General features: G+C 40.4%; 24 protein-coding genes and 2 pseudogenes. 7 read left to right on the top strand and 19 right to left on the bottom strand.

Annotated elements, in window-relative coordinates; translation table 11 throughout:
- The first annotated feature begins 192 nt into the window (after nucleotides 1-192).
- Nucleotides 193-1,161: a DUF1852 domain-containing protein gene (locus VCA1004_RS12435; protein ID WP_086980768.1), complete on the top strand. Its 969-nt coding sequence runs from the start codon at nucleotides 193-195 to the stop codon at nucleotides 1,159-1,161.
- A 47-nt stretch (nucleotides 1,162-1,208) separates the two neighbouring features.
- Complete coding sequence (locus VCA1004_RS12430; protein ID WP_086980767.1) at nucleotides 1,209-2,240, top strand: methionine synthase; 1,032 nt, start codon at nucleotides 1,209-1,211, stop codon at nucleotides 2,238-2,240.
- A 105-nt stretch (nucleotides 2,241-2,345) separates the two neighbouring features.
- On the opposite strand, the gene VCA1004_RS12425 is transcribed toward VCA1004_RS12430, so the two are convergent.
- The 3 genes from VCA1004_RS12425 to VCA1004_RS12415 all read right to left on the bottom strand — a co-directional run bounded on the left by VCA1004_RS12425 (nucleotide 2,346) and on the right by VCA1004_RS12415 (nucleotide 4,034).
- Nucleotides 2,346-2,849: an RICIN domain-containing protein gene (locus VCA1004_RS12425; protein ID WP_086980766.1), complete on the bottom strand. Its 504-nt coding sequence runs from the start codon at nucleotides 2,847-2,849 to the stop codon at nucleotides 2,346-2,348.
- A gap of 108 nt (nucleotides 2,850-2,957) precedes the next feature.
- Nucleotides 2,958-3,353 (bottom strand): DUF2391 family protein, encoded by a 396-nt coding sequence (locus tag VCA1004_RS12420; protein ID WP_086981371.1) that lies wholly within the window; start codon nucleotides 3,351-3,353, stop codon nucleotides 2,958-2,960.
- A 66-nt stretch (nucleotides 3,354-3,419) separates the two neighbouring features.
- Complete coding sequence (locus VCA1004_RS12415) at nucleotides 3,420-4,034, bottom strand: LysE family translocator (protein ID WP_086980765.1); 615 nt, start codon at nucleotides 4,032-4,034, stop codon at nucleotides 3,420-3,422.
- Between the two features lie 157 nt (nucleotides 4,035-4,191).
- On the opposite strand from VCA1004_RS12415, the gene VCA1004_RS12410 reads away from it, so the two are divergent.
- The gene (locus VCA1004_RS12410) at nucleotides 4,192-5,139 is read left to right on the top strand and encodes a Gfo/Idh/MocA family protein (protein WP_086980764.1); all 948 of its coding nucleotides are present in this window, start codon (nucleotides 4,192-4,194) and stop codon (nucleotides 5,137-5,139) included.
- 200 nt (nucleotides 5,140-5,339) lie between these two features.
- Here the strand turns inward: VCA1004_RS12410 and VCA1004_RS12405 are convergent, their stop codons facing one another.
- From VCA1004_RS12405 to VCA1004_RS12395, 3 genes are all read right to left on the bottom strand, one after another.
- Entirely contained in the window at nucleotides 5,340-5,870 is a 531-nt protein-coding gene (locus VCA1004_RS12405) for a GNAT family N-acetyltransferase (RefSeq protein ID WP_086980763.1), read from the bottom strand.
- A gap of 451 nt (nucleotides 5,871-6,321) precedes the next feature.
- Complete coding sequence (locus VCA1004_RS12400; protein WP_086981370.1) at nucleotides 6,322-6,672, bottom strand: hypothetical protein; 351 nt, start codon at nucleotides 6,670-6,672, stop codon at nucleotides 6,322-6,324.
- Nucleotides 6,673-7,385: 713 nt separating this feature from the next.
- The gene (locus VCA1004_RS12395) at nucleotides 7,386-8,825 is read right to left on the bottom strand and encodes a DEAD/DEAH box helicase (protein WP_086980762.1); all 1,440 of its coding nucleotides are present in this window, start codon (nucleotides 8,823-8,825) and stop codon (nucleotides 7,386-7,388) included.
- Between the two features lie 532 nt (nucleotides 8,826-9,357).
- Here VCA1004_RS12395 and VCA1004_RS12390 point away from each other — a divergent pair.
- A complete protein-coding gene (locus tag VCA1004_RS12390; protein ID WP_232012680.1) occupies nucleotides 9,358-10,635 on the top strand; it encodes a YjiH family protein in 1,278 nt (425 codons plus the stop codon).
- 128 nt (nucleotides 10,636-10,763) lie between these two features.
- Here VCA1004_RS12390 and VCA1004_RS12385 read toward each other — a convergent pair whose 3' ends face one another.
- From VCA1004_RS12385 to VCA1004_RS12350, 8 genes and pseudogenes are all read right to left on the bottom strand, one after another.
- Complete coding sequence (locus VCA1004_RS12385; protein ID WP_086980760.1) at nucleotides 10,764-11,165, bottom strand: YgiW/YdeI family stress tolerance OB fold protein; 402 nt, start codon at nucleotides 11,163-11,165, stop codon at nucleotides 10,764-10,766.
- Nucleotides 11,166-11,580: 415 nt separating this feature from the next.
- Entirely contained in the window at nucleotides 11,581-12,819 is a 1,239-nt protein-coding gene (locus tag VCA1004_RS12380) for a sensor histidine kinase (protein ID WP_086980759.1), read from the bottom strand.
- Nucleotides 12,812-13,483, bottom strand: coding sequence for a response regulator transcription factor (locus tag VCA1004_RS12375; RefSeq protein WP_086980758.1), 672 nt, complete (start codon nucleotides 13,481-13,483; stop codon nucleotides 12,812-12,814). Before VCA1004_RS12375 ends, VCA1004_RS12380 begins: the two co-directional genes overlap by 8 nt.
- A 97-nt stretch (nucleotides 13,484-13,580) precedes the next feature.
- Nucleotides 13,581-13,937, bottom strand: a pseudogene (locus VCA1004_RS12370) (NUDIX domain-containing protein); the annotation flags it as partial.
- A 163-nt stretch (nucleotides 13,938-14,100) separates the two neighbouring features.
- The gene (locus tag VCA1004_RS12365; RefSeq protein WP_197715842.1) at nucleotides 14,101-15,519 is read right to left on the bottom strand and encodes a DHA2 family efflux MFS transporter permease subunit; all 1,419 of its coding nucleotides are present in this window, start codon (nucleotides 15,517-15,519) and stop codon (nucleotides 14,101-14,103) included.
- Nucleotides 15,520-15,638: 119 nt separating this feature from the next.
- Entirely contained in the window at nucleotides 15,639-17,105 is a 1,467-nt protein-coding gene (locus VCA1004_RS12360; protein WP_086980756.1) for an amidohydrolase family protein, read from the bottom strand.
- 202 nt (nucleotides 17,106-17,307) lie between these two features.
- A complete protein-coding gene (locus tag VCA1004_RS12355) occupies nucleotides 17,308-18,141 on the bottom strand; it encodes an AraC family transcriptional regulator (RefSeq protein WP_086980755.1) in 834 nt (277 codons plus the stop codon).
- Between the two features lie 16 nt (nucleotides 18,142-18,157).
- The gene (locus tag VCA1004_RS12350; RefSeq protein WP_086980754.1) at nucleotides 18,158-18,547 is read right to left on the bottom strand and encodes a hypothetical protein; all 390 of its coding nucleotides are present in this window, start codon (nucleotides 18,545-18,547) and stop codon (nucleotides 18,158-18,160) included.
- Between the two features lie 340 nt (nucleotides 18,548-18,887).
- Here VCA1004_RS12350 and VCA1004_RS12345 point away from each other — a divergent pair.
- Nucleotides 18,888-19,349 (top strand): annotated as a pseudogene (locus tag VCA1004_RS12345) (WYL domain-containing protein); the annotation flags it as partial.
- A gap of 259 nt (nucleotides 19,350-19,608) precedes the next feature.
- Nucleotides 19,609-20,553 carry a ribosome biogenesis GTPase YlqF gene (ylqF, locus tag VCA1004_RS12340; RefSeq protein ID WP_086980753.1) on the top strand — a complete coding sequence of 315 codons (945 nt, stop codon included), beginning with the start codon at nucleotides 19,609-19,611 and terminating at the stop codon, nucleotides 20,551-20,553.
- 210 nt (nucleotides 20,554-20,763) lie between these two features.
- Here ylqF and VCA1004_RS12335 read toward each other — a convergent pair whose 3' ends face one another.
- The 3 genes from VCA1004_RS12335 to VCA1004_RS12325 all read right to left on the bottom strand — a co-directional run bounded on the left by VCA1004_RS12335 (nucleotide 20,764) and on the right by VCA1004_RS12325 (nucleotide 22,396).
- A complete protein-coding gene (locus VCA1004_RS12335; RefSeq protein WP_086980752.1) occupies nucleotides 20,764-21,165 on the bottom strand; it encodes a DUF1090 domain-containing protein in 402 nt (133 codons plus the stop codon).
- A gap of 111 nt (nucleotides 21,166-21,276) precedes the next feature.
- Nucleotides 21,277-21,963, bottom strand: a complete 687-nt coding sequence (locus VCA1004_RS12330; RefSeq protein WP_408646917.1) for an LrgB family protein — start codon at nucleotides 21,961-21,963, stop codon at nucleotides 21,277-21,279.
- 13 nt (nucleotides 21,964-21,976) lie between these two features.
- A complete protein-coding gene (locus tag VCA1004_RS12325; protein WP_086980750.1) occupies nucleotides 21,977-22,396 on the bottom strand; it encodes a CidA/LrgA family protein in 420 nt (139 codons plus the stop codon).
- Nucleotides 22,397-22,540: 144 nt separating this feature from the next.
- Here VCA1004_RS12325 and VCA1004_RS12320 point away from each other — a divergent pair, with 144 nt between their 5' ends.
- Entirely contained in the window at nucleotides 22,541-23,431 is an 891-nt protein-coding gene (locus VCA1004_RS12320; RefSeq protein ID WP_086980749.1) for a LysR family transcriptional regulator, read from the top strand.
- Between the two features lie 361 nt (nucleotides 23,432-23,792).
- Here the strand turns inward: VCA1004_RS12320 and arsB are convergent, their stop codons facing one another.
- Entirely contained in the window at nucleotides 23,793-24,869 is a 1,077-nt protein-coding gene (arsB, locus tag VCA1004_RS12315) for an ACR3 family arsenite efflux transporter (RefSeq protein WP_086980748.1), read from the bottom strand.
- A 29-nt stretch (nucleotides 24,870-24,898) separates the two neighbouring features.
- Nucleotides 24,899-25,234, bottom strand: coding sequence for a metalloregulator ArsR/SmtB family transcription factor (locus VCA1004_RS12310; protein WP_086980747.1), 336 nt, complete (start codon nucleotides 25,232-25,234; stop codon nucleotides 24,899-24,901).
- Nucleotides 25,235-25,348 lie beyond the last annotated feature (114 nt).

Below are 25,348 nucleotides of genomic sequence, written 5' to 3'. Positions count from 1 at the left end.
TATTCCTACTTATTTGCTTATTTGCTTATTTACTTATTCCCATTTGACCTCAACAATTCAGCCATCCGCATCATGAATAATTTTCATAATGCACATTAACGAATACCAATATCAATCATGTTAATCACGAGTTATAAATTGATCATGGATTTAACAAGGGATGTTTATCTCAAGCCGATAGGAATCATACCCATGACTCAACCTTTAACTTTTACCATAAAAACCACTCGCCTTGATGAGCATTATCGTCCAGCGGAAAACACCCGTATCACCACTAACTTTGCTAACTTAGCGCGTGGAGAATACCGTCAACAAAATTTACGCAATGCGCTCAATATGATTAACCAGCGTTTCAATGAGCTAGCGTGTTGGGATAACCCAACAGGTGAGCGTTATTCAGTCGAATTGGAAATTATCTCAGCAGATATTCAACTAGACAACGAAGCGATTCCGTCGATTGAAGTGCTCAAAACCTACATCCTGGATAACCAAAGCCAGCAGCGTATTGAAGGCATTGTTGGCAACAACTTTTCTTCTTATGTACGTGATTATGATTTTAGTGTGCGATTATTAGATCATAACCATGGCCAAGAGCGATTTTCGGTGCCAGATGATTTTGGCGTATTACATGGCAATTTATTTAAAGCTTTTGTCAGTTCAGATACTTATAAGCAAAACTTTGCCAAACCGCCCGTGATTTGTTTGAGCGTATCAGACAGCAAGGTGTATCACCGAACTCACAACCAACACCCGATCCTTGGCTTTGAATACCAGCCAAACGAATCGTCATTAACCGAGCAATACTTCCAAAAAATGGGCTTGCAAGTTCGTTATTTTATGCCCAAAAACAGCGTCGCTCCTTTCGCCTTTTTCTTCTTTGGTGATCTATTGAATGATTACAGCAACTTGGAGTTGATCAGTACCATCAGCACCATGGAAACTTTCCAAAAGATCTACCGCCCTGAAATTTACTTTGCAAATACGGTCGCCGATGAGTGCTACCAAGCCAATTTGCAAAGTCAGGATCATTCAGTCACTGATATTGTGTATGACCGTGAAGAGCGCTCAAGATTGGCAATTGAACAAGGTAAATTTGCTGAAGAAGTCTTCATCAAGCCTTATCAATCCTTACTTGAAAAATGGTTGGTGCAATACGCTTAACCCTTAACTAAACAAACTCAAACTAAACAAACACAGCGGCCTATATTATGACAAAATTATTCCCCACTTCGACTGCCGGTAGTCTTCCGAAACCGACTTGGTTAGCTCAACCAGAGGTGCTCTGGTCACCTTGGAAATTAGAAGCACAAGAGCTTAGCGACGGCAAACGTGATGCACTGCGTATCGCACTACAAGAACAATTATTGGCAGGGACCGATATCGTCAGCGATGGTGAGCAAACTCGTCAGCACTTTGTCACCACCTTTATTGAACATTTAAATGGTGTGGATTTTGAAAATCGACAAACCGTAAAGATCCGCGATCGCTACGAAGCCAGTGTGCCGAGTGTCATTGGCCCGGTTTCACGCCAAAAAGCCGTGTTTGTGGACGATGCCAAGTTTCTACGCTCACAAACCGACAAACCGATAAAATGGGCGTTACCTGGGCCTATGACCATGGTCGACACCCTGTACGATGCGCATTATCAATCTCGTAAAGAATTGGCGTTTGAGTTTGCTAAAATCTTAAATGAAGAAGCCAAAGAGCTCGCCGCTGCCGGTGTGGATATTATTCAATTTGATGAGCCTGCTTTTAACGTTTTCTTTGACGAGGTGAATGATTGGGGAATCGAAGCCCTTGAGCGTGCGATTGAAGGTGTAGAATGCGAAACCGCCGTCCATATCTGTTACGGATACGGAATCAAAGCGAACACCGATTGGAAAAAAACTTTAGGTAATGAATGGCGTCAATATGAGGAGGTTTTCCCTAAACTTCAACGCTCGAATATCGATATTATTTCTCTTGAATGCCATAACTCGCATGTCCCGATGGAATTATTAGAGCTAGTTCGCGGCAAAAAAGTCATGGTCGGTGCAATTGATGTAGCAACCAACGCCGTAGAAACACCAGAAGCGGTCGCCCAAACCCTGCGTAAAGCGCTTAACTATGTCGATGCTGATAAGCTCTATCCATGCACCAACTGCGGCATGGCCCCACTTTCTCGTGACGTGGCTCGCGCTAAGCTGCAAGCTTTGTCGGCAGGAGCGGAAATCGTGAGAAATGAACTAAAGAAAAAATAACCTCTCTAGCAAATGAGCGGCCATTATTAGGCCGCTCATTCTCAGGTTCTCTCACAGATTTATACTAATCATTGAGGTATTCGGTAATAAGCGGTCACTTGTGGGCTATTCCGCTTTCCAAGTCATCAGTTTTTGGTCATAACTATCGCAAGATTGTAAACTCGCCACTCGCCATAAATGACTTGGACCAGAAGCTTCTTGGCTTTCCTTTCCCGATGCCACGCAAAGAGAGGAGTCATCCATCATGATTTTTCCAGATGAGTGAAGTGTAAAATGTTGTACTTTACTGCCATCACATTCACGTAAAATAAGCGCACTGCCCGCTAAGGCACTGTCACCGGAAGCAGTCGCCGTCAAGCAACGGTTATATTCCGGCATTTTAAGTGCATTACCTGCTACCTCAAAAATCTGATCAGGGGATTTCGCTTTACACGTGTGTACTTGTAATGGATCGTCGATTTTTAAATGATCGCCCCAACCAGTCACATCTAGGCAATAAGATTCAGGCTCATCTAATTGATCAACAAGTTTAAGGGTGAAAGTATCGGCCGCATTCGCTGTCGCGGATAATAAGGCAAAAGACAAAATGGGGTATAAAAGTTTGTTCATCTCTTTATTCCTCAGACGTTAAATTCCATGTAACGGTTTTTTATAGTAATAAACCGATTTACTTTCACAAGTTTCTTTACAAACTTTACAAAACGCTACCAAAGTACCCTATTCTTTATCAAAACTATCCACCACAATCGCTCCCATTGAGGCCGGCATAGCAATCAAAATTAGGCGCTTAAAGGCTAATAATGGTTCACTTTCTAACGGAAATTTATCCAAAGTGAAGAGCACTAATGCCACCACAAACAGCGTTAATAAATAGGCAATAATGATTCGGAGCACAAAGGCCAAAACACGCCGTTTTACATCACTTTGAAACACACTTTGATAAGCAAAAAAGCCTAGGAAAATGATGGAAATCACAAATAACATCACAACATTTTCTAATGGTAATGTTTTGCTGAGATCCCAAGCTTCTTCAGAAAATGAAATCGGCACCGCCAAGGTAAATGCCCCAATAATGACTTGGCTGGCATCTTCCCAGTTAAAATTTAGTCGGATCAAACGCTCTTTGAGTGAGGTCATTATTGTTTCCTTTCATTATTGCTTCCTTTCATAATTAACCCATTACAATGTCCAAACCACGCGAATCGCCAATGCAATTAACACCACTCCAGAGAGTCGATCAATCCAATGAGCTTGGTTGCGTAAAGTGGCCAGTAATAATTGACTCGACAGCATGAAAGTGATCAAGGTGTACCATAAACCGTCGACCAGAAAAGGCGTCATAACAATAATAGCTTTGCTACTGGTTTCTGCACTAACGGCAACAAATTGACTGAATAAAGCCGTAAAAAAGATCGCAATTTTGGGGCTCAAGATCGAAATCAAAAAGCCTTCTTTGGCAGATTGTGCCACCGAACAAGTTTGTCCTTTAGCTAAACGCTCCGCGATGCCACCTTTTGATTGAATGGCATTAACTCCTAACCAAGCAAGGTAAGCGGCTCCCGCATAAGTGATAATTTTAAACACCAGCGGAAATTGATGTAATAAAATCGCTAAACCTAAAATGGTAAATAACGCATACAAACCAATACCTAAGGCATGCGCCCATGCGGTGGCTAATCCATTTTTTCGCCCCCCAGCAAGGCTATGTTTGGCAACCATTGCCAAGCTTGGCCCCGGAGACATAGCGCCAAGTAAACAAATCACTAATAATGACAACCACACTGTCAACGTCATATTCAACCTTATTGTTTTAACTGTTTTTATTGATTTCCCCCACTATTTTACTCATAAAAACTTAAGGAAAGATCAACAAAATTAAAAATATCCCCGTATGATAGGTTAAGCCTATTTGGCACACGCACACACTGCGCAGCAGATTAACAGGATTGGTATGAAAATAGCTCTCATTGGACTTGGTGATATTGCTCAAAAAGCGTATTTACCGTTTATTACTCAAATTGAAGGGGTCGAATGGGTTTTCTGCACTCGACAATCAGATTGCTTGCAAAGACTCGCGCAACAATATCATGTCCGAGAAACCTACACTGATTATCGACAACTCATTCACGCCGATGTGGATGCGGTCATGATCCATAGCGCCACCAGCAGTCATAAAGAAATCGCCCACTTTTTCTTATCCCACCGCATTGCGACTTTTGTTGATAAACCCTTAGTTAATAATGGTGCGGATTGTGAGCTCTTGTACGAATTGGCCGAGCGTAACGGTACGCCTCTGTACATTGGCTTTAATCGCCGCCATATTCCTTTGTTTAATCAACATTTGATTGGTGTTCAGTCAGGTATGCCACAGCAACCTTTATTGTCTTTGCGCTGGGACAAAAATCGGTTTAATCAACCTGGTGATGTACGCACTTTTATTTTTGATGACTTTATTCACCCTTTAGATAGCGTGAATATTTTTGCCAAATCCAACATTGATGAAATGCAAATCATCCCACAATGGGATAGCAATCAACAATTAGCCAGTATCAATATCCAATGGCAACAACAAGGCAGCTTATTAAATGCGTCAATGAACCGGGTGTTTGGTCAAACTCAAGAGCGAGTCACCGCAAGCTTTGAGAACCAATCGTATGAATTTCAAAATTTTATGCAAGGAATCCATTGGAAGAATGACAGTGCGCACCGCCTAGCCACTAAAGACTGGATGCCAATGCTTGCTACTAAAGGTTTTGATAACATGATCCAAGAATGGCTCAGTATCGTAAAAACCGGCCAAATTCCAAAGGCAATTATCGAAAGAAATCTGGCCTCTCATCTGTTAGCCGAACACATCTGTCAGTATGTTTTGACGCAACAAAAACGAAAGATTCATTAAAGTTACCTCATTGCATGAGACTATTTTGCCGAAGCGGTATTCTCAATAAATGGGCTTTTTAGAAAGTACTATTTCATGAAGCGATGCTTTAAGCAAACACTCTCTTCAGGCCCCTCGCCAGGCAATAAAACGCCCCTAATCACCGTCATTGATTAGGGGGCTTGGATAATTAAGGGACGTAGATTAGGCGAAAAGTCTGATCATTGCGTAGCATCAAGTAATTGCTGAGGGGTTTGCCAAGCATAGCGATGACACGGTACTGGCGTTCCACACGGAGCATCCCAAATAAAGTCTTCTTGATTATGAGGATTTAAGGTGAGGTAAAAAGCTTTCGCCTTATCATTCCCTTGTAATACCTCAAGATACATCCCCATCTCTGAGAAATGCGTGGTTGCCCATTGTGCTGCGGAGGCTAATAGCGCTTTACCATAGCCTTTACCGCGCTTCCCTGCTACTACGTGCAAGTTATCTATCATGGTGCCTTGTTCAAAGCTGTGATTCCCATATAGGCACACGAAGCCACATAACTGGCCGTCATCTTCTAACACTAACACCCCCTGATTTAGCGCAGGGTGCGTTAACCGCGTTTGCCACATCGCTAAATGTTCATCCGCGACTCGATGCTCTAAATAATCGGGGGCTAATAACCCTTGATACACTTGCTGCCAACTTTTGGCATGAATTTGGGCGATTTGGGAATAGTCTTGAAATTCTGCTTCTCTAACGAACATCCTTGCTCCTTGAAGTAAATAATACCAACCGCACTTATTCTCTGTTCATTCTTACGGGTTAACAGGCTTGATAACGGCATTAGGGTTTTCGTTTGCCACTTTCGCTGATAAGTAAGTGGTTGGTATAAAATCCATTTTGTCTTGTTATTTCAACCTACTTTCACCTTAGCTGTAGAGACTTTACTGAGGTTGCACTCTAATGTATCGAAAAACAGACCGAACATTGCACTTTTTTTACTAGAAAATTCAGCATGATTGTATAGGTCCTCCAAACTAAGCCTGATGACATCACGCTCACTTAGGTCCAAAAACAAAATACGCACAAAATAAAAAAGCCAACATCAATACTGTTGGCTTAATAATTAAAGTGATTAACTTTCTATTCTACTAATTAGCTTTCTCTGCAACTAATTCGCTTTCTATTCGACTAATCAACTATCAATTTGAAAGACTAGCTGCGCTTTGGTTGCGTATAGGTTTTGCCAGCCGCGGTGTAGGTTTCTTTGTTTTTAACATCGAACATAATATCGAAGAACCAGGCCACGAAACGAATAATATCATCGCCTTCATTCATGATATGTTCAACAAACTCTTGCTCAACACCATTATCGTCTAGCTGAGTACTCACGTGATAAATTCGGTTTTGGCCTTCTACTTCAGCAATCGCAAATTGACCAGATAGCGATTTAGCCGCCTCTGCTACGTTGCTATCGCTGTTCATTTGCAAAAATTTTAATGCGGTAGGAACAGAGTCCAAAGTGCAAAGAGTTTTTACCAGTGTTTCAAAATCGCTTTGTTGCATGTCATTAACCTTTTCATTCAGTTGCATCACTAAGGTGAGCTGAGGCGGCATCTTACACTAATTTTATCTCGATGGGGAATTTTGCCATGATGACCCCGCATCGCTCAGATTGTACACGCTAGAACAGGGGCAGCTAAAAAAGAAAAACCCCGACACTTTCGTATCGGGGTTATAGTCTTACTCGCAGCAATCCGGCTACTATTCGTTGCTCCATGCATCGAATCCTTGATAGTACTTATCCTAAGCCATTCCCTACATCGCCATCCGAGCGGTGTCCAAAGCCGTCCATGCAAGCCAATCTTCCTGATTAGCGCTCATCACTTGTTCCTTGAGCGGTGTTCCTTCCTCAATCTAGAGGGGTCCATCACATCCTTTTTAAGCCGCATCCTGCCACTTAGTTTAATCCGTTATTGTCCTGTGCTTCCTGCTGATGATTATCCTAACCACCACACTTCATCCTGAATAAAACCATCATGGTTTTGCTTAAATCCTTTGTCGCATCCCTGTTGACAAGGTAAAGATTACGCTTTTACTGAAATTCATCAAGCACTCAAAATGAAAAATGCATCACAAAAACAAAAACCCACCGTAAACATAACAAAAAAGCCATATTTAACAGTAGGTTATTTTTATTTAATTCTAATTTATTGATACTAAAAACGTCATCACTTACAAACTCTGTAAGCGATCTCTCACACAATGGGTCCTATATTTTACTTCACCGATTGGGAGGTAAAGTTACGGCCATTATTTTTTGAGTTGCGTTGCGCAGAATGAGGCTTGCGTCCACTTGTTGGGCTAGCTTTTGTCGCTTCTTGCTGGCCGCCCTCTCGTGACGCTGCTGCGGGTTTCGGCGCCCCAGTGCGACGACGATTACTTGCTGGTTGATGACCACGTGCATTCTCGTTAGAACGTTGCCCATCATTACGTTGCCCATCATTGCGTTGAAACGTTTTCTTTGGCTTTTTAGGTTTCTTCGGCTTAATTGGTCGAGTGTCTAACTTTGATTCAGGTAAGGTATTAACGACTGGAAAACCATCCAATTCCATACGAGGTAACACTTGTTTGATTAAGCGTTCAATCGAAAATAAATCATGCGCTTCATCGACGCAAACCAGTGAAATCGCTTTACCCGCCGCCCCAGCACGGCCAGTACGACCAATACGGTGAACATAATCTTCAGAGACATGTGGTAAGTCAAAGTTCACCACTTGAGGCAATTGTGCAATATCGATGCCGCGAGCTGCAATATCCGTGGCAACTAACACGCGAACTTCACCGGTTTTAAAGTTTTCTAATGCTTTCGTCCGTGCACCTTGGCTTTTATTACCGTGAATAGCGGCTGACGTAATGCCCTTTTCATCTAAGAAACGACTTAAACGGTTGGCCCCATGCTTGGTTTTACTAAAGACCAATACTTGCTGCCAATCATTGTCTTGAATTAATTTTAGTAGCATTGGCGCTTTCTTACGCTGATCCGCAGGATAGATACATTGTTCGACAGTCGTGGCCGTTTGGTTCGCAGGATTCACCGAAATTTCAACAGGATTATTCACTAAACCTTTTGCCAAAGCGCGAATCTCATCCGAGAACGTGGCAGAGAAAAGTAGGTTCTGCCTTTTGGCTGGTAAAAACGCTAGGATCTTACGAATATCGCGGATGAATCCCATATCCAACATGCGGTCAGCTTCATCTAACACCAACACTTCTAGTTGTGAAAAACGCACTGCATTTTGATTATACAAATCCAATAAACGACCCGGCGTAGCCACAAGAATGTCGGTGCCTTGACGGAGTTTCATCATTTGTGGATTAATTTTCACCCCACCAAAGACCACATTCGATTTTAAACGCGTGTATTGGCTGTATTGCTCAACATTTTTTTGCACTTGAGCCGCTAATTCTCGGGTTGGCGTTAAAATTAAAGCACGAACTTGATTAGGTTTGACACGCTCACCTGACAACAAACACTCCAGAATAGGCAAGGTAAAACCCGCCGTCTTACCTGTACCTGTTTGTGCTGCCGCCATAACATCTTGCCCTTCAATCACCGCAGGAATTGCTTTGGCTTGAATGGGAGATGGTGTGGTATAGCCTTGTTCTTCCACCGCTTTAAGTAAAGGGGTAGATAGTCCTAAAGAGGAAAAACTCATAGATATTGATCTCGATAAAATAGAAAAGCCCAAGGGCTTAGGGACATGAATATCAATATCGTATTATGAGGGGTACTCGGCTTTCAGGAGGTTTCGCTGGAAGTGATATTAATAATCTTGATTGAGCGAGTATTCTGACCACTTTATTCAAAAGCGCAACTATTATCGTGATTTTTATCACATTTCAGTTTTAATTAGGTGTAGAATGAATGACTTACCTCACTCGGCTATCGATAAAAATCAAGGATAATCTCTTTTTAATTCAATGATTCTGTGCTGTTCGACAATAAATTGCCTTTTTACTATTTCACTTTGATATAAAAATCGGTATTCTTGCCCGCTTTGAATAAATCAGGGATTGATAGTGAATAGTTATGCGAAGGATTACGCACATTTTTAAGCATTGTTATTTGAGAGCATAATGAAAAACACACCACAATCATCGGATAATCATCAAATAGACAAAACGCATTACCCGCTAAAAACTTACCTTACTTTTATTATCCCCTCTTTCATTGGTTTGTTTTTATTCATGGCACCTTTGAGTTATCAAGGCTCATACACCATTCCGGTGGCCATCTTAGCGAAAGCATTACAATCCACGCTCAATGCTAATATTGTGGATATCATTACCTTGGTTATCGCTTTTATGGCGGTCATTACCACTCTCTATCAAGTCGTAAAACCTAACTTCATTCGTCACAATACCTTCCTGCATGCTTTATTATCCCCCACCCCGGTTTGGCTTATCGTTCGCCTATTTGGCGGGGTTGCGGCTGTCATGGCTTATTACCAAGTTGGCCCCGCGATGATATGGGAAGATAACACTGGCGGTATGGTTCTCAGCGGCTTATTACCTACATTGTTTTGTGTTTTTATCTTTGCGGGAATCCTCCTACCTTTATTGTTGGACTTTGGATTATTAGAATTATTTGGCACGTTATTAAGTAAAGTGATGCGCCCAATTTTTAACTTACCGGGCCGCTCAGCGATTGACTGTATGACCTCTTGGCTCGGTGATGGCTCGGTGGGGATTTTACTGACGAGCAAACAATACGAAGACAAGTTTTATACCCAACGTGAAGCCGCGATTGTCGGCACCACTTTTTCTGCCGTATCGATTACCTTTAGCTTGGTTGTGATCGCCCAAGTTAACCTTGAACATTTATTCATTCCATTTTATGGCGCTGTGTGTCTCGCCGGTTTGGTGGCCGCTGTTATTTTGCCGCGCATTCCACCACTACGTTGGAAAAAAGATGTCTTTATTGATGGCTCAAAACCCGATAGAAAGGCCGATGACCTGCCGCAAGGTTACACCAACTTTACTTGGGGAATGCACTTAGCGTTAACCAAAGCTCATCATGTTGGCTCGCTCAATAAAGTGCTTGTTGAGGGAATTAAAAATGCGATTGATATGGTTTTTGGTGTCTTGCCAGTAGTCATGGCTCTGGGAACGGGCGCATTAATGATTGCCGAGCACAGCTCATTATTTGAGATCCTTGGTCAGCCTTTCATTCCTTATCTCAAATTATTAGGCTTGCCAGAGGCGGTCGCGGCGTCACAGACCATTGTGGTGGGCTTTGCTGATATGTTTATCCCTGCTATTTTGGCGGCGCCTATCGACAGCGATATGACTCGATTTGTGATTGCTGCCATGTCGGTCACTCAGCTAATTTATATGTCTGAAGTCGGTGCTCTATTACTTGGCAGTAAGATCCCTGTCAGTATCATTGAATTATTTGTGATCTTTATTTTACGAACTTTAGTCACCCTGCCCGTGATTGTCGGTGTGGCGCATTTAGTCTTCTAAATCGCTGAAGAAGCCGCGAGAAATAATAAGAGGATAAATAAACGCAATCGTCCTCGTTATTTGACCATCTTATTAGTGTGATAGATATAAGCCTGCAATGCTCTCATGCAGGCTTATTTTTTATTACGTTATTGAACCTCTAAACGATCGACATCAATGGTGAGATCATTCCAATCTTTATCCACTTCACCATGTAACACCACTGTATGCTCTGTTGTGATCGTACGGCCCTGCCAAATATCATCATCAATCTCAACGGTAATTTCACCGCTCTTATCAGCAAAGACATAATCTTCATGCCCTAGTGAACTTTTAATCTGTCCGGTTAACACCACTTTGTCATCATCATTGGCATTTTGGGCTTCTGCTACCGAAGTCAATATTGTCACACCTTGTTGTGGTCCTTCAAAACCACCTTGCGTGTGAGATGCTTTCGTTGCTGGTACGGTTGGAGAAACAACTTGTGGCGCAGCCATTGCTGACATTGAAAATACAGCAGTAAGCGAAATTATTGTGAATGTTTTTTTCATGGGGTCACCTTTATTTTATTTGACCTCAACTGTGGATAAGAGCGTCATAATAAAAACCCTAACCCGCTAATATATAATTGATAAAAATATCCATCAGGTCCATTGGGGTGATTACTTTCTCTCAATGCTGAAATTTGGGATGGATAACAAGGCAAAATCATCAGTCAATAGCTGGGCTATTGTGTTGATTTTAACGAAGTTAGACGCCCAAAGTGCTGTATTGAGTGACTTCTAATTATCTACTGTTGAGGTTATTTAGTGTCATTAGCTGTTGGTTTCAGTGACTATTAGTTTTAGTAGCTATTAGTGTCATTAACTATATGCAACATAAAGCCAACTTACCCTTGATGATGTGAAGAAAATGTGAAAAATAAATTCCTTTTACCGCGTCTTAGCGTTTATGTTGCAGCACCTTTTAATGCACAACGTGAGATGGCTGCCCCTCAAACACCACTTTGGCGACAAAACTCTGCCCGTCATTATGAGTCTCAAATTGCCACGCCATGCGGCTGCAAATCCGTTCAATAATGGCAAGACCACAACCATAACCTGAATTATGCAAATCATTACCTTGGTGGTGATTCATGACCGTTAAAGTTTGCCTATCTAATTCCACCTGAATATCACCGATACTGTAACTAAACGCATTTTTAATTAAATTTACCATCACAATATCCACAAAGCTGGAAGGCGCTTCCACGCAACCCGCTTCTCGCTCTTGTAATTGATAAGAAATATTCTGTTTCGCAAAATACTGCACCATTGTTTCTAACGCTTGATGAATATGACTCGACAATGGCTCATTGGAAAAGTGGTGTGGCTCAATCTCTTCTTTACCTAATAATAAAAAGGCTTCGGTTAATATCTGCATTTGATGCCCTGCTTCATCGATTCGAGTCACTGCTTTACTCGCAATCCCCGGCATATTAGGTACTTTTTTTAATAACTCCGTTGAGCCTTTAATCACCATAATCGGCGTTCTTAATTCATGAGAGGCAAAGCGACTAAATTCTTGTTCACGTTGAAAATAAGCGGCAATTTGTGCTTTGTTATTCAATAACGTGTGTTCAATACTTTGCGTTTCTTTATACTCAGTATCCACCGTAAACGCAGGCTTATTGGGAGCCATAGCATCAATTTTATGTTCAATCTCAATTAAAGGTCGGGAGATCAAACGAACAAAATACATACCATAACCAATCACAGCGATCAGAAAAATCGCGCCTACTAAAAAAGTAATCAGATGCAATCTATCTTCGTATTCATCTAAATAATCATCGGCATCGTCTTGATAAACAACGTATAACCAACCTTGGCCTGAAGGGTGTTTAGTGACTAAAAAGTGCTTATCTTCTTGGCCGAGTTGCTCTTCAAAAAAGCCCGCTTGCTGATAGGTTTGCAACCATTGAGGCAATTCTTCTTTTGACCAATAGGTATCAAGTTCTTGTGGGTCCGGTTTATCTGCGCGAAATCCATAACGCTTATAGTTTTTGACGTATTCTTTTGTCTCCGTCGTTAAGCGATGCTCCAAACTGATCACTTCTAACCTATCTTGAGCAAAATAAATTAAGCCCCAAAATAAGAGAAACATTAAGCTGGTGAGAACCAAAAAATTCATGCGGATTTTTCTGGCAAAACTGGGAGCCTTAGTCATGTTTTAAACGATACCCTTGTCCATGTAAGGTTTCTAATCGACTGCTATCAAAACCCTTATCTAATGCAGTTCTCAGACCATAAATATGGCTACGTAAGGAATCAGAAGACGGTGAATCCTCTCCCCACACCTCAGAAATCACGGCCTCTTTTGAAACTACCGCCGGCGCATTTTTTAATAACAATTTAAAGATGGTTCGTTGAATTTTACTGAGCTTAATCCGTTGACCTGAACGTAAGACTTCATTGGTTTGTAAATTCATCGACAAATCAGCAAAACTTAATTGCCCAACATCCAAACGAGGGCCGCGACGATGTAATGCCTGCAAACGTAAGCATAATTCTTCCATCGCAAAAGGTTTATTTAAAAAGTCATCCCCTCCAGCCTGAAAAGCCTCAATTTTATCAGCTAAAGTATCTTTGGCGGTCAAAAATAAAATTGGCGTATTGCAAAAAAAGTCATCACGTAATTGTTTGACAGCGCTGATACCATCCAACTTGGGCATCATGATATCCATGACAATCACATCATAATGATTTTGTTGGATCAGTTGTAAGGCGCTTTCGCCATGGTAAGCACAATCAGCCGTAATACCTTCTAATTCCAAATAATCCATGATGGTTTCCACCACGCTATGAGTGTCGTCAACAATCAAAACTTTCATACGCTTCCTACTATTTTCACCATTAATTTGATTTCTTCACGTTTACTTGACGCTTTCATCTTTACCATACCTATAAATCATTAATTACCACAATATCGATTTTTACCCATTCAACAGATTGAATAAAATCCTCATCATTTAACCCTTGCAGATTATTGAGATGCGGCTGACCCGTAAAGTGAGGAATATGGTAAAAGAATTCTGCATGATAACGATTCACCGTGGTTTCTAAAAATTCACGAACACACAGTAATTCCCCTACTTGTGCCTGTATTCCAGCCTCTTCATAACATTCTCTTACCACACAATCTTTAGTATGCGCATCACATGCATCCAAACCACCACCCGGTGGTATCCAATATTCACCACTACCATCTTTAACCCTCAATAAGAGTAAGGCATCATTTTGTATGATGATCCCAGCAGCGCGAATTCGATGTTGCCTAGTATTCATAAATATTTCTCTTGATGAAGATCTCAAAAAAAAAAGTCATATACTACTCATCGTAATATATGACCATAAAATAAACGAATAATATCACTTTACTGAGTTGAACAATTTTACTGATTACCTTTTCAACTCAATCATACTGCTACAAAACTGTTGTTTATTTTGTTTAAGATTTGAGAACGGTATGTGGCTTATTTAATTTAAAGGCTAATATTAAAGCAATAAAACCAAAAAATAATAATAAATAAAAAACGGAGTGAGCGCCTAGCGCTAAGGCAGTAATTTCTTCTTTTACTCTTCCATTCTTCAATACATTGTCATGAGTATTAGTCATTATAGTAATCGCTATTGAAGAACCTGCCGCACCTGAAACTTGATAAAATGTATTCCAGACGGATGAACCGTCAGAATATAATTCTTTAGGTAAAGCGCTGAGGGCGGCCGTTTGTGCAGGCATAATAATACAAGTAACCCCAATACATAAACACATAAATGCAATGGTAACCTGCCACGGTAAGGCTGCTTGATTCATTAGCAATAGAAAAGCTGACGCGCTGATCAAGATAAACACGGCTCCCAAACCTGCAAGTAGCTTGGAGTCATAACGGTTATATAGTATCCCAATTAAAGGCGAAAATAAGACATTCAAGAGATTTCCCGGTAGTAAAAACATCCCCGCCAAAGCCGCTTGTAATAATAATACTTCTATTAAGTAAAGTGGCAAAATAATAGCCGTGGCAAGTATGCTCATCATACATATCATCATAAGAAGCAGTCCGACTATGAACGTTTGATTATTAAATACTTGTAAATTTATCATTGGTTCTGTGATATTCGATTGTCGCCATACAAAGACACCAAGACTAATGATCCCTATTGCAAGAGGTGCCCAAACAGTGACGGATGAAAACGAATTTTCGGCCAACGTTGCAAAGCTATAGATTATGCCGCTAAATCCAATTGTAGAAAGTACAATAGATATAATATCAATCTTAGGTCGGGTAATATCTCCTATATTTTCAACCACTCTTATCGCTAAAATAAAAATAATAAAATAAATTAATGCGCTTATCATGAAAATCGCACGCCAATTTATAAATGTGATAATAAAACCTGATAATGTAGGCCCAAGTGCGGGTGCTAATGTAATAGCAATCCCCACAATTCCCATGACAGCGGCACGTTTTTGCATAGGAAAGATGAGTAAAGCACAGCTTATCAATATAGGTAATATAATAGCCGTACCCACAGCTTGTACTACACGCCCTAACATTAGAGTCGGTAGCTCTGTCGAGGCGACTGCAATCATGCATCCTGCAAAAGAAATGAAAATGGCACTGACAACCAAGCTCTTTGTATTAAAACATCGCATCAAAAAAGCCGAGATAGGCATAAATACCGCTAATGTTAATAAGTAACCAGTAACTAACCATTGTGCAATGCCAGAAGTAATAGAAAACTCATCCATTAAAGTAGTCAGAGCCATGTTTAACGCTGTTTCTCCAAATAAACCGGAAAAGGCTCCTATCATTAAAACAGTTAACATTAAATATGGTGAGTTAACACTTTTTTGAGCTAATTGCATTTATTTTTCCCCTTTCATAAAATTACGCCACTTACTTAAAGTGATATATAAATATCCAATTAAAAATAACCGTCATCAGACAATATCTGATGACGGTTAGCGCCTATCAACTTGGAATTTTATTTCATCATTTTTTCGAAATAATCATCGTTATACGCTTGGGCAAAGTGATATGTTGCCTTACGCTCGGCGAGTTTGAAGAATTTTTCAACATCTACAGCTGAAAGTGAAGTAAAGGATTTTGCTTTATGTTTAAGCATATTAAATGCTGTCTGTGATAGGTTTTCTATTTTTTTCAGATCATAACCCACTAACATACCATGACGTTTTCTAATCACCCCGTCAGCAATAACGGTGTCTATATCCGTACTTTTCGTCATTTGGGCTACACTACCTGCCACATTCATCGTAGGTACAAATCCTTCCGTGTGTCGGATAATAATAATATCTGCATTTTTCCCGACACTCAGCGAACCAATTTTATCTGCAAGACCCATAACTTCAGCCCCCCCCATCGTTGCCCAATAAAGCGCATCACGCACAGTCGGTGTGATCTCAAATGGCATCGTGTCACGCTGATGTACCTTATCGTTTGCCTGTGCACGTTCAATTTGTAGTGCAATATTCATTTGTGTGAACAGATCATCAGTGGTAACACCGGTAAGATCCGTACCAAGGCCAAAGGGAATATCGTGTTCAACACATGGTTGATAAGGTAAATACCCCATCCCCATTTGCAGTTCACTTGAAGGGGTACTAACTACATAGCCTCCTGTTTTCGCAATCAACTTCCAGTCTTCACCAGTTAATCCGTTGCTGTGTGCATGCAAATGACCCGGTCTCAACAGTCCATGGTCATCTAATTCTCTCAAACCGCGTAAGAGTACAGAAGTTTTTGCGGCCCCAGTATGAGAAACACATTTAATACCTAATTTATCAATGAGATTTATTTGCGTGGCAGTATAATCAAATGGGACAGTTCCAAGATCAGAAATTAGCATCCCCATACTGAGGCGATCTTGACCATTAAATTCTGTATTCGCTATTTCTGTAGCGTTATTCAAACGCTCATCTTGTGTTTTAAATCCTGCTGGTTTGAAATCATAAACTTGCATACCATAAGCATAAACACCTCTAATACCACTATCTTTCATGGCTTGGATAGCGCTGCTTGCATGTTCAGGGGAATTAACACAATCATTAATTTCATAGACAGTGGTTGTTCCAGCGTTAAGTGCGCTGATATTTCCTGAAAGTACAGCGGCATACATATCATCAGCGGTTAATACGCTTCCGAAAGCATAAAATGTGTTGACTAAGAATGCTGGTAACGATTCTTCTGTTGAGACACCACGGAAAAGAGACATCCAGTTATGACGATGAGCATCCACCATTCCAGGCATGACAATTGCGCCTTCTGCGTCAATGAATTCAGCATCTTCGTGATGATCAAATTCATGAAGATTAGCACTGATGTCGCTTATTATATTATCTTCTATTAATAAGGCACCGTTAATAACGTCACCAAGGTTTTTATCCATGGTTAATAAAGTACCGCCACGAATAACCTTTTTATTATGTTTCATATTCATCTCCTAATATTCATGAGAATTTACAATGTTGTTTAAAATTTAAATAAATAACCTAGATTGATTAAATTTAATTAGAATAAAATTACAGGCGTACGCCTACCACGACGAAAATATTGACTTTCATCAGATATAATATTTTTTTGGATTGCCGGCCAGAACCGCACTTTATAGTGAGCCTGGCGTTATAAGAAATTAATTAATATTCATAGAATCCGGCCTCTGGCACGTTCAGAGGTGTATGTACGTTAGCCATACGATCGGTAATAAAACGTTTGGGCGGAGTTCCGGTAACTTTACGGAACATCGTGACAAAGGATCCGGAGCTTTCATAACCAAGTGTCTCAGCAATATTTTGGATTGATTCTCCTTGTTCAAGTAAAGGTAAAGCCTTTACAACATGCATCTGCCGCCTCCAGCGATTAATGCTCAATCCTGTTTCGAGTGTAAAAAGTCGAGACATATTCCGCTCACTCATGTTTATGCGCCCAGCCCATTGTTCAAGTGTGACTCTCTCAGAAGGTGATGCAAACATAGCATCAACCATCTCACGTAAACGCATATCTGAAGGCATTGGTAGGTTAAACAATTCAAGAGGCGCTGATATAATTTCATCAAGCAAAACAGCAATCAGACGTGCAGCACTTCCTTCATGCTTATCATCTAGAGGAAGCACAGCTGTACGTTCAAGTAGCGCGCGCAGAAATGAAGAGACCGAAATGGTACTGCATTTCTCAGGCAACCCTTCGACGATTCCCGGTTCGACAAACACAACAAAACCTCTCGGACTGCCACTACATTTTGCTCGATGTTCCACGCCCCCGGGAATCCATACCGCTCCTTGAGGCGGAACAACCCATAAGTGATCTTTTGTCTCTACCGTGATCAAACCAGTATCAGCGAACAATAATTCCGCTTTACCATGGGTATGGAAAGGCAGTTCCCACTGCTCTGTTACCATTCCAAGACCAATAACTACGACTGAATGTGTTATATCTTCAACGGATTGAGGATCAACCTTAGTTATGAACATTAATGTTCCTTAAATATCAGCTAGCGAGTAACGTAAATGCCTTAAGATAGGCTTTTTGCTCTGTTGTAGCAGTAAACATTGGATAGCCCCAAAAACGTTCAAATAATTCAGAGAAAGCGTCAATACTTGCTTGTTGATTAGTGTCACTAACGATCTGAATATTAGCCTTAATAAACTGATGAATATCATGCTTATTCTCCTTCTTCCAGACAGCAACCTTATGACGGTCTTCCTTGCTTTCCTGATTTGAACTGTCGCCCTCTGGAAAGCTTCGACTAATAAATACGAATGGTTCATTCCTATCTAGAAGCCCTCTTATCTGCTGCAAAACCTCATCTACGGGATCGTCTTCTAACGGCATATAGTCCATCCAAACAAACGGAAATTCTGATATATCAAGTTTCATCTCGGCTCCTACAAATTGCTTTCGAGTTCTGAGATCCATAATAGAACTAGCCTATTGGTATGTCATTGGTATGGACAGACAAAAAATTCATCATTTCAGCCAAAATTATACTTTTTCAGAAAAGATCGACACAATAACAACATAGCTTTGTTGTTAATTAGTGAGTTTCCCTACGACAGGTAAGAAGCCAATTATGGAATATGGCGTTGATTGCGACTTAATACCAACACACACTCTAACACAAATTATCAAAGCTTTTACTCGTCACAAAGTCACACATATGGCCCCTTGAACTCATAAGGCGACTGAACAAAAACCACATCTAGCAAAGTATGATTACGATAAAAAACGTGTAGATATAAGCTACACATCGCTTAAAGAAGGAATCGAAGTAGAACGGATCATTTCACCCCACACGCTAATTTGTACCCCACTACGTTGGCATGTTCGAGCTTACTGTGAACATGCAAAAGATTATCGGGACTTTGTATTGAGTCGAATTCGCAGTATCCCCAGCCTTGAAGATAAACAAGTAATGGGAAAAGGCAGTGACGAACTATGGAATAGTGCACTTCACGTCGAATTAAAACCAGATCCACGCTTGACCGAGGCTCAGGCTTCAGTTATTGCCTGTGATTACGGTATGGAAGGAAATATCCTCCAAATACAAGCCAATGCAGCCTTACTTCGCTATGTTTTGGACGCTTACAACATCGACATTAATGTGCTTGATTCCAACCCTAAAAGTCAGCAGATTATCATTGGGAATTTTGAAGAATTGAAACCATATTTATTCTTCTAGATATGCGTAAATACTTCAGAGTGCATACACGTGATTAATCATTAAGCCTATATAGACTCCCTAGGCTAAGCAAGAAAACAAACTTCATCAATTGACAAATTAGATGTTTTTTAAATCGACTAAAATTTTCGTCCTAACGGTTAAAGTGTTAAAATGCTCACAACAATGCTGTCATACCTTCAGGTGATATTAAAAGTACTTCTGGTACATCACTTGATAACCACCAGCTTAACAATAAAAATAAAAGGTTATTTTTCAAATGGTTAATGGCAATATCCAATGGTTTCCCGGTCATATGCACAAAGCTCGCAAGGAGATCGAAGAAGTCATCCCAAAAATCGATGTCATCATTGAAGTATTGGATGCCCGTATTCCATTTTCAAGTGAGAACCCATTAATATCAAAGCTTAGAGGAGATAAGCCTTGTATTAAAGTTCTTAACAAACGAGATCTCTCGGATCCTGAGTTAACTGAGGTTTGGATTGAGCATTTCGAGAAAGAGCAAGGCGTAAAAGCCATGGCTATCACTACCGAAAATCCTCAAGAAGTGCATAAGATCATGGAGCTATGTCGTAAGCTTGCTCCACATCGTACCGATATTGGTAAAGATATTCGCACCATGATCATGGGCATCCCCAATGTTGGTAAATCTACTATCATCAATACTTTAGCAGGCCGTACTATTGCCCAAACGGGTAACCAGCCAGCCGTTACTCGTCGTCAACAACGTATCAATTTACAAAATGGTATCGTGTTGTCTGATACGCCCGGAATTTTATGGCCAAAAGTAGAAAACCCACACAGCGGCTTTCGTCTGGCGGCAACAGGTGCAGTAAAAGATACGGCAATGGAATACGATGAAGTGGCGTTTTATACCGTGGAATACCTCGCCGCTCATTACCCGGAGTTACTCAAAGAACGTTATAGCATTGACCAACTGCCTGACACTGAAATCGAGCTGATGGAAGAAATTGGTCGTAAGCGTGGCGCATTACGTGCAGGGGGCCGAATCGATCTCCATAAAGCCTCTGAGATTCTCTTACATGAATTGCGTAATGGCACACTCGGTCAAATTACTTTAGAACTGCCGGAGATGATCACTCAAGAATTGATTGATGTAGAAATTCAGGCAGAGAAAAAAGCCGAAGAAAAAGCGAAAAAGAAAGAAGAGCGTCGTAAACGTTATTTGCGTAATAAACGTTAATCTTTTACTTAATAATGACTTAATGCTTCATTATTAAAGAAAATATACAATTAAATACCAAAAACAAAAGCAGCCTAATCCGCTGCTTTTGTTTTTTACCAACGCGCTAATTTACTAACGAGCTAATTTACCTACTAGATAAGATCGCTCAAACCAGCTCATCAAATCTGAAACATTAAGTACTTAACCTCAATGCTTTCATGATCTCAGTTATTTCAATTTTTGTAACTCTGCCTGTAGCGTTGTTAATTTCTCTTGATCTTCTTCGATTTTTTGTTGGTATTTATCAATTTTTTCTTGGTCATGATCTTCCATAGCTTCAGCCAAATCATCTTGGTGCTCTGCTATATCATCTTTTATATCGGCAATGTCATCTTGTAGGTCAGATTGCAAACCACCTAATGAGCAGTTGTCTTTGGCATTTTCTAATGCTTTATTCAAGCCTTCAGCTTTTCTGGTGTGGTTATTTTGCTTAGCCATATCAAGTTGCTTTTCAATATGACATATTTTAGCTTCACAACCTTTTAAATCTTCACAATTTTGTGCAGCATTAACATTAAAACCAATCAATAAACCTACTGTTGCCGTTATCGCCATTATTGCTTTCATCATCAGACTCCTAAAAAGATTAAGCCCTTACACTATAAAACAAAAACCCATAAAACGAACCTTATATTTACCATCATTTATGTCAGAATTTTCTGTAAAGTTAGCTTACATCACTTACCAAAACAGCGGACTAATCCATGGAGCAATTAACACCGTCACAACACCAGCAATCATCATAACCATACTGGCAACCACGCCTTCTGAACTGCCTAATTGATACGCTTTTGCCGTCCCAGCACCATGAGCAGAGGCACCCAAACTGGCTCCTTTTCCTAAATGAGAACGGATCGATAAACAAGCTAGAATCGACTCACCGACCGCCATTCCAATGACCCCTGTGATCACCACAAACAAAGCGGTTAAATCCACCTGCCCTCCAACGGATTTGGTTGCCTCTACCGCAAAGGGTGTGGTGATGGAACGCATAGCTAAGCTTCGTTGTAACACTTCCGATAAGTGAAATAACTTTGCCATCATAACAGTACTGCCAATTGCCACGATCACAGAAACACCAACACCAATCGACATCGACAACCAATGGCGTGCCACTAATTTACGATTATCATAGACCGGAATGGCAAAGGCGATTGTTGCAGGGCCTAACATCCACAATAACCAATGCGCATCACTCATATAGGTTTGATATGGAATACGAAATGCCACCACTACCAAAATCAACAACACTGGAGCGAGCATTAACGGCATCAATAAAATACTCGGCTTACGCTGATAAAAATACTTACTCAAGTAATAAAAAATGATGGTCATGAATAAGCATGACACGCCCAGAAGGTAACTCATAAAGGCACTCATATTAGTTTACTCGCGCAGCTTCATTTTGCATTTTATTGATGGCTTTGCGACTGGCTAACCTAAATTCTAAGCGATATACCCTATCCACCACTAAAGCGGTGACTCCAATCACCAAAATGGTACTAAAAAATAACACCGCAAGAATTTTTAATCCTTCATGTAGCATAAGATCAGGGTAATTCACTACAGCCACCACTGCAGGCACAAAGAACAACAACATTTCAGACAATAACCATGTTGCGCCACTGCGTAACCAGTCGCCTTTTATCACTTTGGCAAACAAGAGCATTAATAGCAGTAACATACCGGTTAAATTGGCGGGAATAGGCAAATGTAACCCCTTGACCATCCAATCGGCCAATAACCAAATAAAAGAAAAAATAACGATTTGAAATGCAGTCACTAAAACACGCTTTAACATTGATAAGAGTCCATTAAAAATAATAGAGGCAGTATATTCCTGTTCAAAACCATCAAAAAATGAATTTTTATTATCAAATTTATGCCAAAATGGAATACTTCAAATCATTAATTATTGCGTTTAGAAATAGTTGATAGAGAGTTTATGGATATCAAAGCATTACGCTATTTTGTTGAATTAATAAAACAAAAAAGCTTTACCAAAGCATCAGAACGGTTATTCGTCACCCAACCCACCATCAGTAAGATGATCAAAAATTTGGAGTCATCGATTGGTCAACCGCTAATTTATCGTGAAGGTCGACGGTTTTGGCTCACGGAGGCGGGTGAGATCGTCTATCAACGTGCCATCACACTCTTGGAATCACTAGAGCAAATGCACGCTGAACTTGAAGATTTAGAGCAACTTCAACGCGGGCATTTACGCTTGGGTATCCCTCCTATGGTCGGCCACTTATACGCCGCATTAATCCGCCGTTATAAGCAACAATATCCTAATGTCGAACTCACTATTGTTGAATACGGGGGCAAAAGAATTAAACAAGCCTTAATGGAAGGTGAAATCGATGTGGCATTGACCATGCTAGAAAGCCAGCGAGATAATGACTTCTCTAAGCTCGCATTAGACAACTACCCCGTTCATGCCATCGTTCCCAATACTTCTAAATGGCGAGGGATTGATGTCTTAACCTGGGAGGCGTTAGAGCATGAACCTTTTTATATTTACACCAAAGAATTTACGTTAAGTGAATTTATCGATCAACGTTGTCAGCAAGCAGGATTTCGCCCCCAAGTGTCAGCTCGAAGTAGCCAATGGGACTTTTTGGTGGCCTTAGTAAAAAGTGGCAATGGCGTCACTTTTTTACCTCAACCTTTATGCCATCGAGTCAAAGACGATGGAGTATTAGTAAAACCAATGGCGCAATCAATGCAGTGGTCATTGGGGTTAATCTGGCATACCCAACGTTATATTCCAAAAGCAGCAGAAGCTTGGATAACCTTATGTCGAGATGCCACCCCTACCAGCGCTGCTTAACCCTTTTCTTTGATCCTAAAAAACAGCTCGGTGAAAGATTGTCACTTTCCACCGAGCTGGCTATTTGAATACTAATCAATATGGATTAATAGTACTCATTATCTGACCATTTAATTAACCTCAACTGCGAATAAGAGTGTCACAATAACAACTCTAACCTATTGATATATAATTGATAAAAATATCTATCAGGTACTTAAGGTTGGTTACTTTCTCTCAATGCTGCAATTTGGGATGAATAACAAGGCAAAATCATAAGTCAATAGCTGGCCTATTGAGTTGATTTTAACGAAGTTAGACTCCCAGAGTGCGGTATTGAGTGACTTCTAGTTATCCGCGGTTGAGGTTAATTAGTATGATATTATTTTTCCGTTGGCGCGTAATATTTCATCTTCATACGCAATGCAACATTTACCAACGCAATTAATACCGGTACTTCGACTAAAGGCCCAATAACACCTGCAAACGCCTGATCAGAATTCAAACCGAATACCGCAATCGACACCGCAATCGCCAATTCGAAGTTATTCCCTGATGAAGTAAAGGCAATTGACGCATTTTGATCATAAGGAATACCCATTTTCTTACCAATATAAAAACTTGAGAAGAACATCAGTAGGAAATAAATCACTAAAGGAATCGCCACTCTTAACACATCCAATGGCAGTTCAATGATCATTTCACCTTTTAAGCTAAACATTAGAACAATAGTTGCGAGTAAAGCAATCAAGGTAATAGGTGAAATACGAGGAATAAACACATCGTTATACCATTGCTCGCCTTTTGCTGCGACTAACCATTTACGACTTAAAAAACCAGCTAAAAATGGAATACCTAGGTAAATCAGCACACTTTCCGCAATGTCTAAAATCGTGATATTAACTTCAAAACCTTCTAATCCGAAATAAGGAGGCAATACCGTGATAAATAACCATGCCATAAAGCTATAAGTCACAATTTGGAAAGCACTGTTTAATGCAACTAAAGCCGCCCCATATTCTTTATTACCACCACTGATATCATTCCAGACCAATACCATCGCAATACAACGCGCTAAACCAATCAAGATTAAGCCCGTCATGTAACCTGGATAATCACGTAAAAATATGATCGCTAAGGCAAACATTAAGATTGGCCCAACAATCCAGTTCATGATTAAAGACAGTGTGATGGCTCTTTTATCTCGAGTCACTTCACCCAACAAACTGTAATTTACTTTAGCCAGAGGTGGGTACATCATTAAAATTAAGCCAATAGCCAATGGAATATTCGTTGAGCCCACCGACATGCTTTCATTCCATTCACCAACTTGTGGGAATAACACCCCAATTCCCACCCCAATAGCCATGGCTAAGAAGATCCATAGCGTTAAATATCGATCTAAAAAGCTCATTTTTTTAGATGCTGATACTTCAACTGATTCAACCGTATTACTCATCGTTTTGATTCCCAATTCATGATCTCAAACTATAACTTTGCATCGCTATTACATTGCCCTTTGCAAATACTCGATAACTCTTTATCAATTAATGACGCATTATTTTTCAGCGTAATTTGCAAGATATCTTTTACCCACTCAGGTAAATTAGGGTTGATTCGATAATGTACCCATTTGCCCCGACGTTCATCGAGTACAATGGCATGCTTCCTCAATTCGGCTAAATGACGCGATACTTTAGGTTGACTTAACTCTAGTGCTTGCATCAAATCGCACACACAAATCTCGCCCAATTGTTGCATCATCAACAATGACTTTAAACGAGTCTCTTCCGACAGCGCTTTATATAAGGTTAATGGTGACATAAGTAGATTCTTTTGCTCTTTAATATACGGAATATCATATATATGAAATTTCACATGTCAAACAATAAAAAAATAACCGCTTTAAAACGCCTACAAAGCGTGTCAAAACGGTTA

The organism is Vibrio aphrogenes (assembly GCF_002157735.2).
In the GTDB taxonomy this organism is placed as follows: domain Bacteria; phylum Pseudomonadota; class Gammaproteobacteria; order Enterobacterales; family Vibrionaceae; genus Vibrio; species Vibrio aphrogenes.
This window is presented reverse-complemented; position numbering and strand designations above follow the sequence as displayed.

Coding starts and splice junctions, on each gene's coding strand:
- VCA1004_RS12405 (WP_086980763.1), bottom strand. CDS start 5,870: ATGTTCGTTAGAGAAGCAGAATTTCAAGACTATTCCCAAATCGCCCAA.
- VCA1004_RS12335 (WP_086980752.1), bottom strand. CDS start 21,165: ATGATGAAAGCAATAATGGCGATAACGGCAACAGTAGGTTTATTGATT.
- VCA1004_RS12410 (WP_086980764.1), top strand. CDS start 4,192: ATGAAAATAGCTCTCATTGGACTTGGTGATATTGCTCAAAAAGCGTAT.
- VCA1004_RS12415 (WP_086980765.1), bottom strand. CDS start 4,034: ATGACGTTGACAGTGTGGTTGTCATTATTAGTGATTTGTTTACTTGGC.
- VCA1004_RS12425 (WP_086980766.1), bottom strand. CDS start 2,849: ATGAACAAACTTTTATACCCCATTTTGTCTTTTGCCTTATTATCCGCG.
- VCA1004_RS12430 (WP_086980767.1), top strand. CDS start 1,209: ATGACAAAATTATTCCCCACTTCGACTGCCGGTAGTCTTCCGAAACCG.
- VCA1004_RS12435 (WP_086980768.1), top strand. CDS start 193: ATGACTCAACCTTTAACTTTTACCATAAAAACCACTCGCCTTGATGAG.
- VCA1004_RS12355 (WP_086980755.1), bottom strand. CDS start 18,141: ATGTTCATAACTAAGGTTGATCCTCAATCCGTTGAAGATATAACACAT.
- VCA1004_RS12325 (WP_086980750.1), bottom strand. CDS start 22,396: ATGTTAAAGCGTGTTTTAGTGACTGCATTTCAAATCGTTATTTTTTCT.
- VCA1004_RS12350 (WP_086980754.1), bottom strand. CDS start 18,547: ATGAAACTTGATATATCAGAATTTCCGTTTGTTTGGATGGACTATATG.
- VCA1004_RS12395 (WP_086980762.1), bottom strand. CDS start 8,825: ATGAGTTTTTCCTCTTTAGGACTATCTACCCCTTTACTTAAAGCGGTG.
- VCA1004_RS12365 (WP_197715842.1), bottom strand. CDS start 15,519: ATGCAATTAGCTCAAAAAAGTGTTAACTCACCATATTTAATGTTAACT.
- VCA1004_RS12390 (WP_232012680.1), top strand. CDS start 9,358: ATGGCACCTTTGAGTTATCAAGGCTCATACACCATTCCGGTGGCCATC.
- VCA1004_RS12380 (WP_086980759.1), bottom strand. CDS start 12,819: ATGACTAAGGCTCCCAGTTTTGCCAGAAAAATCCGCATGAATTTTTTG.
- VCA1004_RS12375 (WP_086980758.1), bottom strand. CDS start 13,483: ATGAAAGTTTTGATTGTTGACGACACTCATAGCGTGGTGGAAACCATC.
- VCA1004_RS12360 (WP_086980756.1), bottom strand. CDS start 17,105: ATGAAACATAATAAAAAGGTTATTCGTGGCGGTACTTTATTAACCATG.
- ylqF (WP_086980753.1), top strand. CDS start 19,609: ATGGTTAATGGCAATATCCAATGGTTTCCCGGTCATATGCACAAAGCT.
- VCA1004_RS12310 (WP_086980747.1), bottom strand. CDS start 25,234: ATGTCACCATTAACCTTATATAAAGCGCTGTCGGAAGAGACTCGTTTA.
- VCA1004_RS12330 (WP_408646917.1), bottom strand. CDS start 21,963: ATGAGTTACCTTCTGGGCGTGTCATGCTTATTCATGACCATCATTTTT.
- arsB (WP_086980748.1), bottom strand. CDS start 24,869: ATGAGTAATACGGTTGAATCAGTTGAAGTATCAGCATCTAAAAAAATG.
- VCA1004_RS12320 (WP_086980749.1), top strand. CDS start 22,541: ATGGATATCAAAGCATTACGCTATTTTGTTGAATTAATAAAACAAAAA.
- VCA1004_RS12385 (WP_086980760.1), bottom strand. CDS start 11,165: ATGAAAAAAACATTCACAATAATTTCGCTTACTGCTGTATTTTCAATG.
- VCA1004_RS12400 (WP_086981370.1), bottom strand. CDS start 6,672: ATGCAACAAAGCGATTTTGAAACACTGGTAAAAACTCTTTGCACTTTG.